This window comes from Sorangium sp. KYC3313 (assembly GCF_052075895.1).
Taxonomy (GTDB): Bacteria; Myxococcota_A; Polyangia; order Polyangiales; family Polyangiaceae; genus Sorangium; species Sorangium cellulosum_B.
The window spans coordinates 6,308,136-6,325,206 of the sequence record NZ_CP197255.1 but is presented as its reverse complement, the minus strand read 5'-3'; the positions used below and the strand labels follow the sequence as shown (position 1 = coordinate 6,325,206).

Genomic DNA, 17,071 nt, shown 5'->3' with positions numbered 1-17,071 from the left:
AGAGATGAAGATCGATCTACCTGCCTCGTGGGAGCGCGTGCTCGCCGGAGAGCTCGAGCAGCCGTACTTCAAGAAGCTGGCGCGCTTCGTCGAGGACGAGCGGAAGGCGCACCAGGTGTTTCCGGCGGAGGAGGACGTCTTCGCCGCGTTCAAGCTCACGCCGTACGAGAGCGTGCGCGTGCTGCTCCTCGGCCAGGACCCGTACCACGACGACGGGCAGGCCCACGGGCTGTGCTTCTCCGTGCGCCCGGGCGTCACGCCGCCGCCGTCGCTGGCCAACATGTACAAGGAGGCGGTCTCGGATCTGCCGGGCTTCACGATCCCGAGCCACGGCTGCCTCACCACGTGGGCCACCCAGGGCGTGCTGCTGCTGAACACCGTGCTCACCGTCCGGGCGCACACGCCGAACTCCCACAAGAACCAGGGCTGGGAGTCGTTCACCGACGCGGTCATCAAGAAGGTCAACGACAGGCCCGACGGGGTGGTGTTCGTGCTCTGGGGCGGCCACGCGCAGAAGAAGGCGAAGCTCATCAACGAGAAACGCCACACGGTCATCAAGGCGGCTCACCCCTCGCCGCTGTCGGCGAGGAGCGGCTTCTTCGGCAGCAAGCCGTTCTCGACCATCAACAGCGCCCTCCGCGCCCGCGGCGCCGACGAGATCGACTGGCGGCTCCCGGAGACCGCGTAGCGCCGCGATGACCCGGCGGAAGCGCTCCCTGCCGCTCGCCCGCGGGACGCGGTACACCCCCGCCGTCCTCGAGGGGATCGCCGACGGGGAGCGCGCCGCGCTCGCGCCGTTGCTCGCCGCGTGCACCGAGGCCGGCGCGGTGTCGGCCGCGGCCTCGGCGCTCGCGCGGGCCGAGGCGCTGCAGGCGGCCTCGGTGGGCGCCGAGCCGCCCGATCGGCCCATCGCCTGCAGGGCCGGCTGCGCGACCTGCTGCGTCAGCAAGGTGCTCGTGCTGGCGCCGGAGGTGCTCCGCATCGCGGCCCACCTGCGCGCCACGCGGAGCCAGGCGGAGCTCGCCGCGCTGGAGGAGCGCGTCCGCGCCGCCGACGCGGCGACGCGCGGGCTCGCCCGCCTGGAGCGCGCCGAGGCCGGCGTCCCCTGCCCGCTGCTCGACGAGCGCGGCGCCTGCTCGATCCACGCTGTCCGCCCGATCGTGTGCGCGGCCTGGGGCTCCCTCGACGCCGCCGCGTGCGAGCGCCACTTCGCCGCGCCAGCGTCCGTGCCCACGGCGCCGATGCACCGCCCGAGCTACGAGGTCGCCAACGCCGTCCTCGCCGGGCTGGGCTGGGCTGCGAAGGAGCAGGGCCTCGACGTCGCGCCGCTCGAGCTGATCGCAGCCCTGCGCATCGCGCTCGAGCGCCCGAACGCCGGCGAGCGGTGGCTCGCGCGCCTCCCGGTCTTCGCCGCGGCCCGCGACGCCGAGTGGCAGGAGGATCGGCGGCGCGAGGGCTGATCGCGCGCCGCAATCGGCCCGCATCATCTGGGCGATCGCGGTCCGAGAAATCCGTTTAGGCTAGCGCGCCGTGGAGGCCGCCGCCGGTCGGCGCCTCGCGACGGAATACAGGTCTAAGGAGACGCGATGAAGATCTACGGACATCCCATGAGCACGTGTACGCGCAAGGTCCTGACGGTGCTCGCCGAGAAGGGCCAGGAGGCGCAGTTCGTGCTCGTCGACCTGATGAAGGGCGCGCACAAGCAGCCCGAGCACCTCGCGCGCCACCCCTTCGGCGTGATCCCGGTGCTCGAGGACGAGGACTTCACGCTCTACGAGTCGAGGGCGATCATGCGTTACCTCGATCACAAGCTTCCGGGAGCTCCGCTGACGCCGACCGAGCTCAGGGCGAGGGCGCTCATGGATCAGTGGCTCAGCGTGGAGCAGTCGTACTTCGCCACCCCGGCGGTCAAGATCGTCTTCCAGCGGGTCTTCCTGCCGATGCAGGGCAAGCAGGGCGACGAGGCGATCGTCGATGCGGCCAAGGCCGAGGTCGTGAGGGCGCTCGACGTGGTCGAGAAGGCGCTGGCCGGCCACGAGTACCTCGCGGGCTCGAGCTACTCGCTGGCCGACATCTCGTGGATGCCGTACCTCCAGTGTCTCGTTGTGTCGAAGCTCGGGGAGCTCATCACCGATCGGCCGAACGTCGCGGCGTGGTGGAAGCGGATCAGCGAGCGCCCCGCCTGGGTGAAGGTGTCGTCCTGACGCCTGACGGCCTGCCCTGCGCGGGCCGTCTTCTGCGCAGACAGCGACGGGGTGGTCGGCGACGCCGGGGACGCCGGAGCACGCTGCCGCCCCTGCGCGGCCGGGCAGCACGGCGGCCCCTCCTCGGCCCTTCAGCTCGGTGCGCCGAGCACCTCGTCGAGCGTCCGCGCGCCGAGCACCCGCTCGCCCCACCGCTCGAGCTCGGCCACGTCGGCTGCATCGACGCGAGCGACGACGGCGGCGGGCAGCTCGCCGAAGCGGGCCCGGAGCTGCCGCAGCAGGAGGTTGCGTCCCCCTTCCTTCAGCCCTTCGTTGCGCAGCTTTTGCTGGTAATCCTCGAACCACGCCCGGATCTCTGCGCTCACGTCGTCCTCCTCGCTCGTCGCCTGCTCATCGAGCCCGAGCTGGAAATGTACCAGGAGAGGCGTGGCGACGCTCCTCTCCCAGGCGTCCTCCGGCATCGCCGCCAGATCGGCGAGCGCCTCGCGCAGCACGCGCCCGGAGCCGAGGAGTTTCGAGCGCTGCGGTCGCCGTCGAGAGGCTCGACCCCCATAGAGCGCCACGACGTCGCCGCTGGCCAGCAGCCTGATAAGGGGGCGACTTCCGGCAATGCGCCTTCACGCAGCGGGGAAGAGCAGAGGGACCACGACAGCGCTCCCGAGAGCATAAGCGCTCAAACCGGCGATGAGGCCACACGCCGTCAGGATGCCTGCGAAGAACGACGAGCTACGCGCGCCAGCCCAGAGCGCGCGCATCGCTCTCCACCATGCGTTGAAGAGCGCCCAGGACGCGAGGACAAGGAGCGTCGCTGCCCCTCCGATGACGCCTGCGCCGCGAATGGATCTCGGCACCTCGACGACCCCCGCATACGCGAGCGGCAACAGGACGAGATCAACGATCAGCAACGCGCAACCCAGGCCGACGAAGGATTGCCAGAAGAGCCACGGAACATGCGGAGCCGACGACATCGCGACAGCGTTCGAACGGCGTTGCCTGAATTCGACGAGCTTGCCTGCAAAGGCCGCCCCGGATGCGAAGACCATCACTTTGCCGGTCAGATCGACAGCGGCGGCGAAGCCCTGCGGATCCATTCCCCCGGTCGCGTCGAGGAGGCCTGCGGCAGCGACGACCAGGACAGCGGCCCAAAGGACCAAGAAGAGCAGCGCGGTCGGCGCGGCGATCAGGAGCGACCAGACGGCGAGCGCGATCGCCGCGAGCACAACCTGCCAACGGCTCGAGACAGAAGAGGACGCGGAAGCGTTCGAGGTGGGCGTCGTCATGTGCTTTCGGCCGAAGGTGCAAGTCGCCGGCCAGCGTCTCGCGGAAAGCCCACGCACGCGCGGCCACGTGAACGGAGCAGGGCGACGCCCGATGGCGCGTGTTGCCGAAGCCAGGCTCCAGCGCCGCGAGGTGATCGCGTTCAGGGTGCGCGGCCGCGCGGGTGATCGCGATCAGGGGCGAGGGAAGTCGACGGGCTGGGGCGCTCGCGTCCCAGGAGCAGGCTGCGCGCTTCGAAACGCACAGCGCGCCCTCGGCATGCCGGGTGCTCCAGAGCGGCGCCCAGCAGGAGGTCATGAGCATGCCGATGGGCCTCACCGGAGCTCTCGGGCGCGCGCGACGCCTTCGATGGTGCCCGCGCGCGTGACGGCGATGCATCGGCGTTCGTCCGCTCTCGGGACCAGCCCGCCGCTCACCGCTTTCGCGATGGCCGCTCGCCGGCCTCGTGTTGAATGGCCTTGAGCCGCCGGAGCAGCTGAGCCCGGGACAGCCCGAGACGCTTCGCCGCCTGGCTCTGGTTACCGCCGCAGGCGTCGAGCGCCTCCTGGATCGCCTCCCGCGTCGTCGGTGGCGGCGCGGCCGTCGACGCGCGTACAGCGAGCACCTGCTCCACGATCGAGAGCTTGAGCCCCACCGCCGGATCTGCCGCCGCGACCAGCTGGTTCACGCCACGCACGTTCGCCGGCCAGTCATGGAGCATCATGAGCTCCACGGCCTCCACGTCCACCCTCACGCGACCGAGCTGCAGAGGGCCGTACGCGCGCTCCCAGAGCGCCCGCAGGATCGCGAACACATCCTCCGGTCGCTCCCGCAGCGGCGGCAGCGAGATGCGCACCGGAAACCGCGCCAGCAGGTCGAGGCGGAACCTGCCCTGCTGGACGGCCTCCTCGAGCGGACGGTTGGTCGCCGCGATGACGGCGATATCCACGTGCGCCGGTTCCTTCGCGCCGACTGCGAGCACCTCCTGGTTCTCGAGGACGCGCAGCAGCTTGGGTTGCAGCTCGACCGGCAGCTCGCCGATCTCGTCGAGGAACACCGCTCCTCCAGCGCTCGCTCGCAGCAGCCCAGGGTTACTCGCGCCGCTCCCCGAGAACGCCCCGCGCTCCCAGCCGAAGAGCTGCCCCTCGAACACGCTCGCGGCGATGCCCGCCACGTTGACGCGCGTGAAAGGACCGTTCGAACGCCTGAGGGCCCGCACGACCGCCTCGGCAAGCATCTCCTTGCCCGTACCGCTCTCCCCTGTGATGAGGACGTTGCGCACGGGCCGCGTGGCCAGCCGGTCTAGCTCCGCGCGGGCTGCGCGGAGCCCCCACGGCCCCGCAAGACCGCCAACGGCCGGCTCCGGTTCGGCTGGCCCCGCGTACGCCTCGCGATAGACAAGCAGGGTTTCGCCCACGCGCAAGATGGACCCATCCTCGATGGGCACCGGCTCATCCGCTGGGAGCCGATGGCCGTCGAGCCATGTCCCGTTGCGCGAGCCCACATCCTCGATCTGCAGACGCCCTCCCGCCCGCGTCAGGCGAAGGTGGTTGGACGAGACCTTCGTGTCGTTGAGGCCCGCCGCCGCAAGCCATGCCCGTCCGACGTAAACCCCGGGGGACGGGAGAGGCACGGCGATATTGGCAGGAAAGGCGGCGAGAAGCGCTGGCGTTCCTCGATCGCGGCGTGTGCCGGTCGGGGGCCGGTGCTCGTCGGTGGGCGCATCGCGCGGCGGTCGGGTGGTCATCGCGCCCTCATCATCGGCCCCCTCGGAGCGGCTCCCTCGCAAGCCTGCCGCACCCCGTCCTCATTCTGCGTCCAACGCGACGGCGACCCGCACCGAGGCGCTGGCCCTCTCGCCCACGAAGAGCAGCAAGCCCTGGCACAGCACGCCGCTCCTGAGCCAGTCGTAGTTGGCCGCGACACGCCCCTCCGAGAGCGGCACGCCCGCCTCCGTCACCCGGATCACGACCTCGCCACGCGCCAGCTCGGCCGTCGTGATCTGCAGTCGTTCGGGCTCACCTCGCGCTGCCGGGTCCTGCGTGAACGGGATGCAGATCTCTTCGCCGGTGGACTGGCGGCGCACACATGCTTGTGCGGCCGGGTGAGTCCTGGACATGTCCTCGGTGAACCTCGTTTCGCCATCCGGTCGCCGGGCAACCCCCGTGAGCCGCAGCAACCACGAACGATCCGGCAAGGCGACGTCCTCGCACGGGGCCTGCAGACAGGTCATGCCCTTGGAAAAGCACTCTCCCTGCTTGTTGCAGCACGGCGTCACCTCGGGCTGCTTCGGCGGCGCAACCTGGAGCGGATCGGGCCGCACGGACACCACGCCCGGCGCGGCGGGCAGCGTCATCGACGCCACCTCGCCGGCGTCGGGCTCCGGTCGACCCGCGAGCATCCATGCGCCCGCAGAGGCCGCGGCCCCGAGCGCCAACCCCACCGCTAGGAGGAGCGCCGTTCGACCCGCCTTGCCAGGCGTGGAGGGCGGCTCCGCGCGCACTGCATGCGTGCTCCGCGCGGGGACGGACGTCGCCGAAGACCGCCGCGACCCGTCAGCCGGCGAGAGCGTCGGGAGGGAGGGCCGCAGCGCCGCGGATGGCGGTGACGGCATCGGCGTGGTGCGGGGCGGGTGGCTCGCGCGCGGTCCGGGCCAGGAGGTTCGTCCTGCGTGCACCTGGAGCTCGGTCGGGCCAAGATGCGGGTCCGTCGCGCTCGCGCGCGGCAACGCGACGCGCAGCTGCCCCGGGCTCGCCCGCGCCGCTGTTTCGATCCGCTCCAAGAGCGCAGCGCCATGACTTAACCGCCGCCGCGGCTGGATCTCGAGGCACGCACAGATCGTCTCGGCCCAGGAGGCGTCCGGCACCTGGGGCGGCCAGGGGCGATGTCCTTCCTCCGCGGCGACATAGGCGTCGATGAACGCCTCCACCGACGCATCGACGGAGAGCCCAGTCGGGTGCGCTCCGCAGAGCAGCTCGCACGCGAGAACGCCGAACGCGAACACGTCGCGGGTGAACCCCTCACGCAGCGGGAGCCAGCGCCCAGGCGCGAGCAGTTCGGGCGCCATGTACGCAACGGTGCCGATGACCGCGCCCGTGGCCGTCAGCGGCCTAGGGTTCCCGGCGGGCGCGGCGATCCCGAAGTCGATGAGCCGCACGCTGCCGGGCGCATCCGCGGCGCCCCAGAACGCGTCTGTGATGAGCACGTTGGCGGGCTTCAGATCGCGATGCAAGAGGCCAAGACCATGTACATGGGCCAGCGCGGCCGCGATCTGAGCCAGCACGGCGCCGCGCTGAGCTAGCGACATACGCGTCGCCGCGTCCGCGAGCGACTGGCCTTGCACGAAGTCGAAGACCAGCCCCACGACCCCGTCCGCAGGCGCTTCGAAGAGGGCGCGGCAGGGGACCAGGGCCGGATGGATGGCGCCGGCGACGGCTCTTGCCTCGCGCCGGGCGCGTTCCGCGGCTCCTCCCTCGAGGCCGCTCAAGAAGAACAGCTTGAGGGCACGCACGCTCCCGTCGAGCGGATCGTGGACCTTCCACACGGCCCCCTGCCCTCCCCGGCCGAGGGGTTCCATCAAGGTGTAGCGGTCGACACGGACGCCGGGGCGAAGCTGCACGATCCATAGTTACCGCAGCGGTCTGCCCGACAGAAGGGGGTGATTCAGAGAGGGTGGGCAACGCTCGCCGACGAGGGCTGCTGGCTCAGCCCTCGTGGGCCCGTGCCTGGACGCGCCACGCTGGAGTCGTCCGTTCTACATGTTCTCTCGCATCGAGCGAGCAGCCCTGATCAACGCTCGGCGACTTCCAAGATGCGGCCACAGACATCGGCCGCCCGGCGCGAGCCAGGCTCCGCCCCGTCGAGGAGCCCCACCAGGTTGAACAGGTCGAACGCCGCGGCCCAGCGCTCGAACCCCTCGATCCGCCGCTCGATCTCGGCGCGCGCGAGGGTCTGGACGTGCGCGGCGCGCTCCCACGCGCGCTCGGGGTTGGGGAGCAGCCTCATGCGGTCTCTCTTCATTTGAGGCACGAGGCGCGCCGCGCGTCGAGCGCCCTCCCTCGGACAGCGCCCCCGCGGTACGATGCGCGCATGCCCGTGTACCGCACGTCCGCCGTCGAACACGCCGCGGCGGTCGCCGTGGCGGCCCGGACCGACGTGGGCCTCAGCCGCGAGCACAACGAGGATACCTTCCTGATCAGCGATCTCGCGCGCGGGCTCGCCCACGGGCCCGCGGCCGCCCAGGCGTCCGTCGAGCCGCCGCTCGCCCTGTCGCTCGGCGTCTACGACGGCTCCGGCGGCGCGTCGTCCCCCGACGCGGCGAGCCGGCTCGCGGCGCGCATGGTCCACGCCATCCTCACCCGCGCCGCGCCCCGATCGAGCGACGCCCTCGAGCGGAGCCTCCTCGAGGCGATCGGCGAGGCTGGGCGCGCCGTCCGCGACAACGCCCGCCGGAGCTCACAGCACCGGAACAGCGGCACCACGGCGACCGTGGCCGCGCTCTGCGATGAGCGCCTCCTGCTCGCGCAGGTCGGCGACAGCCGCGCCTACCTCCTCCGCAGCGGCGTCCTCACCCAGCTCACCCGCGACCAGACCCTCCTCCAGTCGCTGCTCGACAGCGGCAAGCTGCGGCCCGAAGAGGCCGCCACCTTCGAGCACAGGGGCGTGATGCTCCAGGCGCTCGGGCTCCGCGAACACCTCAGGATCGCGCTCTCCGCCGTCGAGCTCCGCCGCGAAGACACCCTGCTGCTCTGCACCGACGGGCTGAGCGACCTCGTCGACGATCGGCACATCGCCGCCGCGCTCGACGCCCACCCCGACCCCGCGGCGGCCGCCAGCGCCCTGATCGACGCCGCGCTCGCCGCCGGAGGCCGCGACAACGTGACCGCGCTGGTCACGCGGTTCGACGGCCCCTGGCTCGCCCCGCCGGCCAGCGACCGCGCCGCGGAGCTCATCGAGATCGCCAGGTTCTCCGAAGGGCCGACGCGCCGCTCCTGACGGCGCGCCGGCTCGCGATCACGAGCGCCGCGGCCCGCGACCGGCAGCGTCCTGCCGCGGCGCCAGCCGGCCTCGCCTCCGCCCGCGCGCCGCGAGCGCGAGGGCGGCGAGCGCGCCGAGCCCCGCCGAGATCGGAGCCCCGCCCGCCGCGCCGCCGAAGCTGCACCCGCCGTCGTCCTCCGCCGCGCCAGCGCCCTCGTCAACGCCAGCGCCCGTCGTTGCGCCCCCGCCCGTGCCCGCGCCCGCCCCTGTCGTTGCGCCCCCGCCGCCCCCGCCCGTGCCCGCGCCCGCCCCTGTCGTCGCGTCTCCGCCTGCGCCCACCGTGGCGCTGCTGCTCGCGCTCGTCGCCGCGTCCCCGCCCGCGCCGCCGCCCGTGCCGGCGCCGGAGCTCGCGGCGCTCGTCGCGGCGCCAGGGTCGGAGGACTTGAGCACCAGATCCGCACAACGGTAGTACAGGGTGGCCGGCCTCCTGTCCGTCATGACCTGGATGAGCTGAAGCGTGCAGTTGTCACACGCCACGTCCGGGAGCGTGACCTCCGCCGAATACGACCCTCCCTTCTTGTCGGCGATGCCGTCGAGCAGGCAGCCCTTGTCCACCCCCGGCTCGCAGAGATCGTTCTCATTGGCCGGCTCCGGGAAATCGTCGAAGCCGTCGTCGTCGAACATGATCCGGAAATGCCCGGGGTGATCGATCGTCTCGTTCCACGTCACCGTGATGGTCTCGCCCGGCTCGAACACGGTGACGGTCTCGCCCCGCGCGTCGCCGCGAGCACCGCAAGGCGCCACCTTCTGCTGGTCGTCCGCGTGCCTCGGCGCGGGGGACGTGAGGTCGATGTGCGCGCGGCTCACGCCAGCGAACGACATCACGGCGGCCAGTACGAACGTTCCCATCAGCATGCAACGCATCGATCCACCTCCTCGGAGCCCGCGGGCAGCGCAATCTACACAGCGGCTCATCGTCTGTCTGCGACGTCCTCAAGCAAGGAATTTTCTATGGACAAGGCGCCTGCGACCGACGTCGCGAACCGCCGGGCTCGGCCCGGTGAAGGCGCTCGAGCTTGCTTTTCGTGGTGAATTCAGCGATCCCACCCGGGGCGGAGGGGCGCCTCTGGAACGCCGATCAGGTAGAAAACGCTGTGTCCATGCGGCTCTCCGTGAAGGGCGGCCAGCACGGGCCGCGTGGGGGTGGGGCCCCGCCGCGCTGCCGGCGGGCGGGGGCGGCGCGTGCCGCCCCCGGTGACAAAAGCGGAGGTTCATCATCATGGAGCAGCGCGCACTCGGTTCTACTGGCGTCAAGATCCCGGTCGTCGGACAGGGCACCTGGCAGATGGAGATGGACGATGAGGCGGCCTGCATCGACGCCATCCGGCGGGGGATCGACGCGGGCATGACGCACATCGACACGGCGGAGATGTACGGCTCGGGCGCTGTCGAGGCGCTCGTCGGCAAGGCGATCGCCGGCCGCCGCGACGAGGTGTTCCTTGCCTCCAAGGTGCTGCCCAGCAACGCGAGCTACGCCGGCACGATCGCGGCGTGCGAGCGCAGCCTGGAGCAGCTCCGCACCGACAGGCTCGACCTCTACCTCCTCCACTGGCCCGGGTCGCACCCGCTCGAGGAGACGTTCCGCGCCTTCAAGGACCTGAGGGACCAGGGCAAGATCCGGTATTTCGGTGTCAGCAACTTCGACCAGGCGGAGCTGTCGAAGGCGATCGCCATCGCCGGAGCGCGCGAGATCGCCTGCAACCAGGTGCTCTATCACCTGCTCGAGCGGGCGATCGAGCACCGGGTGCTGCCGCTCTGCGAGCGGCACGGCATCGCGGTCGTCGCCTACAGCCCGTTCGGCTCGGGCCGGTTCCCGGCACCGGACAGCGCGGCGGGCAGGGTGCTCGCGTCCGTCGCCGCCGCCCACCGCGCGACGCCGCGGCAGGTCGCGCTGCGCTTCCTGCTCCGCCGCCAGCCGACCTTCGTGATCCCCAAGGCCGCGAACGCCGCCCACGCGCTCGACAACGCGGCCGCGGGCGATCTGCGCCTCAGCAGCGAGGACATCGCCCGCCTCGAGACGGCCTTCCCGCTCGGCCGGGATCGCGGCGTGCTGCCGACGCTGTGAAACGGACGGTAAGTCGATGAAACCGTGAGAACGCCGGAAGACATCAATGTTGGAATTCCACCTTGGCGTCTCGACCGCCTCCGCGTGACGGGCCTGGTCGTGGGCACCGGGGAGACGTAGCGGACGCCGGGAGGCTCCGTCAGCGCTTCTTCACGCCGCCGCCGCGCTGGGCCTTCTCCGCCTCGGCGAGCCGCCGCCGCGCGTCGTCCAGGGCCGCCTGGCTGGCGTGGCCCTTGGGAAGCGCCTCGTAGCCGGCCACCTCCTCGCGCAGCGTGGCGATCTGCTCCGCGCCCCGCCCGAGCCGCTGCTGGATCTCCGCGCGGAGCTTCAGGTAGCGCAGCCGGCGCGGGCCATAGGCGCGGCCGATGGCCCGCTCCACCGCGGCGAGCGCCTCCGCCTCGCGGCCCATCGCGTGGAGCACCTGCGCGAGCCGCGCGGGCGGCTCGTACGAGGCGGGCATCTGCGCCTCGCGCTGGGAGAGCATCGCGACCGCCTCCTCGCCGCGGCCGAGCGCGATATACGCCATGGCGCGCCCGTAGTCGTATGCGGCTGCCGCCTCGGGCGTCTTCGCCTCCTTCGCGGCCCGCTCCAGCACGGCGAGCTTCGACTCGCTCGCAGCGCGGGCCCCGCCCGCGTCGCCGAGCGCCTCGAGCCCCTCGGCGAGCAGGCCCCACGCGTCGGCCCTGTCGTCCGCGCTCGCGTCCGCGGGCGGGCTCGCGACGATCGACCGAAGCCGGGCGACCGCCGCCTCGCGCGCGGCCCGCTGGGCCTTGCCGCCGGGGAGCGCGGCCGCGCAGGAGAGCAGGACGCTCGCGAAATCGGCGGGCAGCGCCGCGCCCTTCACCTCGCCGACGTGCGCGCTGCCGAGCTCCGCGCACGCCGCGGCGTCCTTCTTGCGGTAGAGCGCCGAAAGGAGGCCGAGCAGCGCCTCGCTGCGCCGCGGCCAGGCCTCTCCGCCCCGGGCCAGGGCGCGCCGGTAGGCGGACACCGCCGCGGCGTGGTCACCCGCGCTGTGGGCCCGCTTCGCCTCGACCAGCAGGCGGTTCGGATCGTCCACGGGCAGCGCCGACGCAGCCTGCGAATCCATCGCGAGCAGCGCCTCGCGGATCAGCTCGCGCAGCTCCTCGACCGAGGCGGCGCCCCGCCAGAGCCCGATCACCTCGCCGCCCGCCGGCTCGAGGACGAAGAACGTCGGCCACACCGTCACCTCGTGCCGTTCCAGGAACGGCGCGCTCTCCGGTCGATCCGTGTCGACGTCCGCGAACACCACCCGATCGGCGAACGGGCGCAGCGACGGATCGGTCAGCACGTAGTGCTTCATGCTCAGGCAGGTGTGGCACCACGGCGCCCACGCATCGACGAACAGCGCCTTGCCCTCGGTCCGGGCCTTCTCGCGCGCTCGCGGCACGTCGTCGTGGATGAACTCGAGCGGCGGCCGCGCGGCCGCCGGCTCCGGCCCGGCAGCGGGCGACGGCGGGGCGGCCAAAGGCGCCGGCGCGGCGGCCGGAGGCGCCGGCGCGCGTGGCGGCGGCTCGGCGGCGCAGGCAGCGAGGGCGGCGCAGGCAGCGAGGGCGGCGGCGGAAACGAGGGCGGGGAGCAGGGCCGGGGCACGCACGGCCAGACAGGATAGCCGAACCGCGGTCGGCTCGCCCTCGCTGCGACAGGCGAGCGCGGCACCGGAACCGGATCGCGGCGCCGCTGGCAGGCGCCTCCGTGCGTCCACAAGGCGCTCCCCGACAGCCGCAAAGCTGGTACAGTCCCGCCGCGGTGAACGATTACGCGGGCCGGTGTGGAAGCTGCGCGGCATTTACCAGGGTGCACGAGGATCCAGCGCGCGGCCGCGTCGGCGAGTGCGCCCTCGAGGTGTACCCGCCGCCGATCAAGGCGACAGCGACGTGCGCCCGCTACCGCGCCAAGGGCGCGCCGCCGCCGCCGCCGCCGCCCCGGGCGGCGGGCCAGCCGCGCGGCTCCAGCGTCAGGCAGCGCGCGCCCGAGCGCGCCCCGTCGCCGGAGCGCCGGCCGAGCACGGCGCCGCAGCCCTTCCGTTCGCCGCTGCCAAGGGAGATCGACATCGACATGGATATCGACGAGTTCCGCCGTGTGCTGCGCGAGGTGCTGTCCGAGGAGCTCGGCGTCGGCCGCGCGGAGATGGGCGGCCGCTGGGAAGGCGGGGAGATCGTGCTCCGGCCCGGCAAGGAGGGCACGGCGGAGAAGCGCATCCCGCTCGACGTGTTCTTCCACAAGATCGTGATGCTGCGCGACAAGCTGCGCGTGCTGGAGCAGAAGATCAACGGGCACGAGGGGCTGAGCGACGCGGAGAAGGTCCAGCTCCAGGCGTACATCACGGGCTGTTACGGGACGCTCACGACGTTCAACGTCCTCTTCGCGCGCCGGGAAGACGGATTCACAGGCGCCGGCCGAGACGGCGACTGATACCCCATCTGCCCTGCGCCGAGAGCGCCACGGCTCTCCATCTCGTGCCTCGTGCGGGCCATGGGGGCCTGATCACCCGCTCGGCCCGCCGCTTCGGCCTGCTGGCCCTGGTCGCGGCGCTATACTTGCCCCGTGTTCCGTTCCGATCGAGACGCGCTCGCGGGCAAGCTCGACGACGTTCAGGCCGAGAACGAGCGCCTGCGCCGACAGAACGAGGCCATGCGTCACGCCCTGCTGGCGCAGCGCGTCGGCGGGCAGCCTGTTGCCTCCAACACGTATCGCGGCGGCGTGGCAGGGCTGGGTGCCGGCGAGCGGGTCGCGCTCGCGCGGCATCAGCTCGAGGCGTTTCCGGTGTGGGCCACGGCGCTGCTGCACGTCGTGACGTTCGGAATCGTGTCGTTCATCCGCTTCAACGCGATGCACGCCCAGCTGCCGCAGGCAGAGCGCGACGATCCCTCCGTGGGGAAGGCCATCGGCCTGCACTTCGCCCCGTACTTCAACTACTACTGGATCTTCTGGAACGGCCTCCGGCTCTGTGATCGCGTGAACCTGCAGTGCCGCCTGCGGGGCATGCCCGACGGCGTGCCGCGGGGCCTGGTCATCGCGGCGTGTGTGGCGAGCGTCATCCCGTACATCCAGCTCCTGACTGGCCCGATCACCTGGCTGTTCGTCGCCATCGCCATGCAGCGCACGGTGAACCGGATCGTCGAGCTCGACGCGCGGCCCACGAGGGAGCGCGTGGCGCCGGTCGACGCGGGCGCCGGCGTGTTCGGCGTGCGGTTCCCTGCGGTTCAGGCGCTGCCGCTGCCGGACGACGCCGCCGTCCAGGCGGAGGCGGAGGCGGAGGCCGCGGCGGCGGTCGCCGAGCAGCGGCGACGCCGCTAGCTCTGCTGCGGGAAGTCGGCCGGGAAGCAAACCGCCAAGGGCGCCAAGAGAACCGGGGAATAGGGGGGATGCCCGGACAGCCCCCTTCCCCTCTGCCCTTGGCGGCTTGGCGGCTTTTCTGCCGCTCCGGGGCAACTTCCCGCAGTAGAGCCACAGCGCCGCTCGGCGCGATCGGCAGTCGGCCGCATCCCCTGGCTTCTTCGTATCCATCCAGATAGGTTGTCGAACCAGCGTCATCCTTCGGGACGGGAGGCGTCCTCGCATCAGGTGAAGCTGTGCGGGAGCGACGCGCTCGGATCCGCCGCCTTGGCGGCCTTGCGACTTGCCTCGAGCGCGGCGGTCGCCATGAGCCTTCTCTAACATGGAAGCCACGCGGCTCGCGGGGAGAGCCTCGTGACACGGGGCCAGCAATTCCGTCGCATCATGCATTTCGCCGGGATCGGCGATGGGCGCGCGGGAGCTGCGGCGAACGAGGAATCGGCGAGATCCGCGCCGCCGGCGCTCGCCGAAGAGATGCACGGCGCGTCGTCCACCATGGTACAAGGTGCGAGGAGGTCGCCGCGCAATGGCCATCAAACAGCTCACGCCAGAGCAGGTTCACACCATGTCGCTCGAAGAGAAGGACGCATGGTGGCTGAAGAACGTTTACCGCGGCGACATGCCCCAGCTCACGTGGCGCTCGGCGATCACGGGCATGCTCCTCGGCGCGTTCCTGTCGCTCACGAACCTGTACATCGGCGCGCGCACCGGCTGGTCGCTCGGCGTCGGGATCACGAGCGTGATCCTGGCCTTCGGGCTCTTCAAGGTGCTCTCCAGGCTCGGCCTCGGCAGCGACATGACCGTGCTCGAGAACAACGCGATGCAGTCCATCGCGACGTCGGCCGGATACATGAACGCGCCGCTCTTCACGAGCCTCGCGGCCTACTCGATGGTCACGACGACGATCATCCCCATGGGCCAGGCGATGATCTGGATGTTCGTCCTCGCCATCCTGGGCGTGCTCTTCGCCTTCCCGATGAAGAAGCGCTTCATCAACGACGAGCAGCAGCCCTTCCCCGAGGGGATGGCCGCCGGCATCGTGATGGACGCGCTGCACGAGAGCGACGAGAAGGAGGGCCTCTTCAAGGCGAAGCTCCTCCTCGGCGGCGGCCTCCTGAGCGCCGCGCTCGAGCTCCTCCGCGACGACAAGGTGATGCGCGCGCTCTTCGCGCTGAAGAACATCCCGCATTACTACGACGAGCTCCTCTATGGCGGGCGCTTCGCCGATCTGCTCAAGCGCTCGGGCCTCTCGCCGGCCATCCGCGGCACCCCCCTGAACGAGCTCACCATCCGGTTCGACACGAGCATCATCTTCGTCGCCACGGGCGGCCTGATGGGCATCCGGACCGGCGTGTCGCTCCTCCTCGGCGGGATCCTCAACTACTGGATCCTCGCGCCGATCCTGATCGAGCGCGGGATCATCCTGCCGAAGAACGGGCATTTCGGGTTCGGGGCGATCACCCTCTGGGCGCTGTGGGGCGGCGTCGCGTGCATGACGACGTCCTCTCTCTACGCCTTCTTCTCCAAGCCCAAGGTGATCCTCGACGCGTTCAAGGGCCTCACCAAGAAGGGTGGAGCGACCGACGTGCTCGCGGACATCGAGCTCCCGGTGAAGCTGTCGATCATCGGCATACCCGTCGTCGGCGCGGTGATCGTGGTGCTCGGGCAGCTCTGGTTCGGGATCTCCTGGTGGCTCGGGGCGCTCGCGATACCGCTCGTCTTCATCTTCTCGCTCATCGCGGTCAACTCGACGGCCATCACGGCGATCACCCCGACCGGGGCGCTCGGCAAGCTGACGCAGCTCACCTACGGCGCCCTCGCCCCGAAGAACATCACGACGAACCTGATGACGGCCGGGATCACCGCCGAGGTCGCGAGCAACACGGCGAACCTGCTGATGGATATCAAGCCGGGCTACATGCTCGGCGGCAAGCCGCGCCACCAGGCGATGGGGCACGTGCTCGGGACGGTCGCGGGGCTCGTGCTCTCGGTGCCCATCTGGTACCTCGTGCTCATCCAGGGCGACATCGGCCGCTACGGGACGGAGCAGCTGCCGGTCCCGAGCGCGCTCACGTGGAAGGCCGTCGCCGAGGTGCTGATGAAGGGGCTCGATTTCCTCCACCCGACGGCCAAGTCCGCGGTGGTGGTCGGGGCGATCGTCGGGATCCTCGTCGAGGTCACGAGGCAGGTCACGAAGAACCGATTCCCCCTCTCCGCGGTCGCCCTGGGGCTCGCGTTCATCCTCAACTTCACCGATATCTGGTCGATGTTCCTCGGCTCGTTCCTCTTCTGGCTGCTCGATCGGCGCGCCGCGCTCTGGCACAAGAAGCGCGAGCAGGAGACGCGGCTCAGCGAGACGGCGCCGGGCGGGCGCTCGGACGCGCCGCCCGCGCGGCCCTGGTACGCGCTCGCCGCGGAGAACACCGAGGCCATCTGCGCGGGCGTGATCGCCGGAGGCTCGCTGATGGGCATCGGCCTCAGCGTGCTCGGCGTGCTGGTGCTGCCCGACGTGCTGGAGGCCGAGAGCCTCACCAAGGCGCTCGGGCAGATCCTTCATTTCCTCCCGAAGTGAAGCGCTGACGGTCGACGGGCGGGCCCATCCGGCTCGCTCGCGGCCGCCTGCTGAGCCCGACCCGGCGCACGGGTGTGCTCGGCGCGGCGCCTCGCCCTTCGAGCGCGCGCGGATGTGGAGGTGCGTTGGCGGCTCGTCGAGCCGGCCTCAGCCATGCAGCCGCGCCTCACTGTGACAGGAATGCGCGCCTTGGAGGGCCGCGGCGAGCGCGTACCAGGACCGCGCGGGCGCAGCACGTCGCGCTGTCGAGCCGCTCCGCTCGGAAGCGCTCGTGGCGCGATTCATGCAGCCTTGTTTGCACCGCGTCAACACGAGGTCAGCCAAGGACGCGCGAGGAAAGAACCGTCCATGCCGGTGAATGCGCCCCCCTCCCGAGGAACGCCCAACCCCGAGCCCGTCGGCGATCCAGGACGGGGTCCGCCGGCGCAGGATCCGGCGCCGCGCGAGCCGCCGCGGCGCGATCCCGATCCTGGCGAGCCGGCGCGTCGGGATCCCCCGCCCCCTCCACCAGCGCCCGGAGAGCGCTCTCCGGAGATCGAAGACCCGCCGGCGCCGGGACAGCCACCCAAGGAGCCCGGG

The 17,071-nt window shown here is 71.6% G+C and carries 15 protein-coding genes and 1 pseudogene; 8 read left to right on the top strand and 8 right to left on the bottom strand.

From position 1 onward, the window contains the following. The first annotated feature begins 4 nt into the window (after positions 1-4). The 3 genes from ung to ACSRUE_RS24625 all read left to right on the top strand — a co-directional run bounded on the left by ung (position 5) and on the right by ACSRUE_RS24625 (position 2,204). Positions 5-688 carry a uracil-DNA glycosylase gene (ung, locus tag ACSRUE_RS24635; RefSeq protein WP_441285722.1) on the top strand — a complete coding sequence of 228 codons (684 nt, stop codon included), beginning with the start codon at positions 5-7 and terminating at the stop codon, positions 686-688. Positions 689-695: 7 nt separating this feature from the next. Then, positions 696-1,460: a YkgJ family cysteine cluster protein gene (locus tag ACSRUE_RS24630; protein WP_441285721.1), complete on the top strand. Its 765-nt coding sequence runs from the start codon at positions 696-698 to the stop codon at positions 1,458-1,460. A gap of 126 nt (positions 1,461-1,586) precedes the next feature. Continuing rightward, positions 1,587-2,204, top strand: a complete 618-nt coding sequence (locus ACSRUE_RS24625) for a glutathione S-transferase family protein (protein ID WP_441285720.1) — start codon at positions 1,587-1,589, stop codon at positions 2,202-2,204. A 131-nt stretch (positions 2,205-2,335) separates the two neighbouring features. Here the strand turns inward: ACSRUE_RS24625 and ACSRUE_RS24620 are convergent, their stop codons facing one another. The 6 genes and pseudogenes from ACSRUE_RS24620 to ACSRUE_RS24595 all read right to left on the bottom strand — a co-directional run bounded on the left by ACSRUE_RS24620 (position 2,336) and on the right by ACSRUE_RS24595 (position 7,466). Continuing rightward, positions 2,336-2,698 carry a DUF4351 domain-containing protein gene (locus ACSRUE_RS24620; protein WP_441285719.1) on the bottom strand — a complete coding sequence of 121 codons (363 nt, stop codon included), beginning with the start codon at positions 2,696-2,698 and terminating at the stop codon, positions 2,336-2,338. 123 nt (positions 2,699-2,821) lie between these two features. Beyond that, positions 2,822-3,484 carry a hypothetical protein gene (locus ACSRUE_RS24615; protein ID WP_441285718.1) on the bottom strand — a complete coding sequence of 221 codons (663 nt, stop codon included), beginning with the start codon at positions 3,482-3,484 and terminating at the stop codon, positions 2,822-2,824. Between the two features lie 410 nt (positions 3,485-3,894). Further along, a complete protein-coding gene (locus tag ACSRUE_RS24610) occupies positions 3,895-4,743 on the bottom strand; it encodes a sigma 54-interacting transcriptional regulator (protein WP_441293125.1) in 849 nt (282 codons plus the stop codon). Positions 4,744-4,917: 174 nt separating this feature from the next. Beyond that, positions 4,918-5,208 (bottom strand): annotated as a pseudogene (locus ACSRUE_RS24605) (FHA domain-containing protein); the annotation flags it as partial. 60 nt (positions 5,209-5,268) lie between these two features. Then, complete coding sequence (locus ACSRUE_RS24600) at positions 5,269-7,005, bottom strand: protein kinase domain-containing protein (RefSeq protein WP_441285717.1); 1,737 nt, start codon at positions 7,003-7,005, stop codon at positions 5,269-5,271. Between the two features lie 245 nt (positions 7,006-7,250). Beyond that, positions 7,251-7,466, bottom strand: a complete 216-nt coding sequence (locus tag ACSRUE_RS24595; RefSeq protein WP_441285716.1) for a hypothetical protein — start codon at positions 7,464-7,466, stop codon at positions 7,251-7,253. Positions 7,467-7,550: 84 nt separating this feature from the next. Between ACSRUE_RS24595 and ACSRUE_RS24590 the strand changes: the two genes are divergently transcribed. Next, positions 7,551-8,456, top strand: a complete 906-nt coding sequence (locus tag ACSRUE_RS24590; RefSeq protein WP_441285715.1) for a PP2C family protein-serine/threonine phosphatase — start codon at positions 7,551-7,553, stop codon at positions 8,454-8,456. Between the two features lie 18 nt (positions 8,457-8,474). Here the strand turns inward: ACSRUE_RS24590 and ACSRUE_RS24585 are convergent, their stop codons facing one another. Further along, positions 8,475-9,362 (bottom strand): SCE4755 family polysaccharide monooxygenase-like protein, encoded by an 888-nt coding sequence (locus ACSRUE_RS24585; RefSeq protein ID WP_441285714.1) that lies wholly within the window; start codon positions 9,360-9,362, stop codon positions 8,475-8,477. Positions 9,363-9,717: 355 nt separating this feature from the next. Here ACSRUE_RS24585 and ACSRUE_RS24580 point away from each other — a divergent pair, with 355 nt between their 5' ends. Beyond that, on the top strand, positions 9,718-10,563 hold the full coding sequence (locus ACSRUE_RS24580; protein WP_437766625.1) for an aldo/keto reductase: 846 nt from the start codon (positions 9,718-9,720) through the stop codon (positions 10,561-10,563). A 139-nt stretch (positions 10,564-10,702) separates the two neighbouring features. On the opposite strand, the gene ACSRUE_RS24575 is transcribed toward ACSRUE_RS24580, so the two are convergent. Next, entirely contained in the window at positions 10,703-12,178 is a 1,476-nt protein-coding gene (locus ACSRUE_RS24575; protein ID WP_441285713.1) for a thioredoxin family protein, read from the bottom strand. A 200-nt stretch (positions 12,179-12,378) separates the two neighbouring features. Here ACSRUE_RS24575 and ACSRUE_RS24570 point away from each other — a divergent pair, with 200 nt between their 5' ends. The 3 genes from ACSRUE_RS24570 to ACSRUE_RS24560 all read left to right on the top strand — a co-directional run bounded on the left by ACSRUE_RS24570 (position 12,379) and on the right by ACSRUE_RS24560 (position 16,492). Then, positions 12,379-12,996 carry a hypothetical protein gene (locus ACSRUE_RS24570; protein ID WP_441285712.1) on the top strand — a complete coding sequence of 206 codons (618 nt, stop codon included), beginning with the start codon at positions 12,379-12,381 and terminating at the stop codon, positions 12,994-12,996. Positions 12,997-13,128: 132 nt separating this feature from the next. Next, positions 13,129-13,881 (top strand): hypothetical protein, encoded by a 753-nt coding sequence (locus ACSRUE_RS24565; RefSeq protein ID WP_441285711.1) that lies wholly within the window; start codon positions 13,129-13,131, stop codon positions 13,879-13,881. Positions 13,882-14,446: 565 nt separating this feature from the next. Next, positions 14,447-16,492 carry an OPT family oligopeptide transporter gene (locus ACSRUE_RS24560; protein WP_441285710.1) on the top strand — a complete coding sequence of 682 codons (2,046 nt, stop codon included), beginning with the start codon at positions 14,447-14,449 and terminating at the stop codon, positions 16,490-16,492. Positions 16,493-17,071: the final 579 nt, after the last annotated feature.

What these genes read in the sequence shown, in the direction of transcription:
- ung (WP_441285722.1), top strand. Translation starts at nt 5, where the DNA reads ATGAAGATCGATCTACCTGCCTCGTGGGAGCGCGTGCTCGCCGGAGAG.
- ACSRUE_RS24630 (WP_441285721.1), top strand. Translation starts at nt 696, where the DNA reads ATGACCCGGCGGAAGCGCTCCCTGCCGCTCGCCCGCGGGACGCGGTAC.
- ACSRUE_RS24625 (WP_441285720.1), top strand. Translation starts at nt 1,587, where the DNA reads ATGAAGATCTACGGACATCCCATGAGCACGTGTACGCGCAAGGTCCTG.
- ACSRUE_RS24615 (WP_441285718.1), bottom strand. Translation starts at nt 3,484, where the DNA reads ATGACGACGCCCACCTCGAACGCTTCCGCGTCCTCTTCTGTCTCGAGC.
- ACSRUE_RS24595 (WP_441285716.1), bottom strand. Translation starts at nt 7,466, where the DNA reads ATGAGGCTGCTCCCCAACCCCGAGCGCGCGTGGGAGCGCGCCGCGCAC.
- ACSRUE_RS24590 (WP_441285715.1), top strand. Translation starts at nt 7,551, where the DNA reads ATGCCCGTGTACCGCACGTCCGCCGTCGAACACGCCGCGGCGGTCGCC.
- ACSRUE_RS24585 (WP_441285714.1), bottom strand. Translation starts at nt 9,362, where the DNA reads ATGCGTTGCATGCTGATGGGAACGTTCGTACTGGCCGCCGTGATGTCG.
- ACSRUE_RS24580 (WP_437766625.1), top strand. Translation starts at nt 9,718, where the DNA reads ATGGAGCAGCGCGCACTCGGTTCTACTGGCGTCAAGATCCCGGTCGTC.
- ACSRUE_RS24560 (WP_441285710.1), top strand. Translation starts at nt 14,447, where the DNA reads ATGGCCATCAAACAGCTCACGCCAGAGCAGGTTCACACCATGTCGCTC.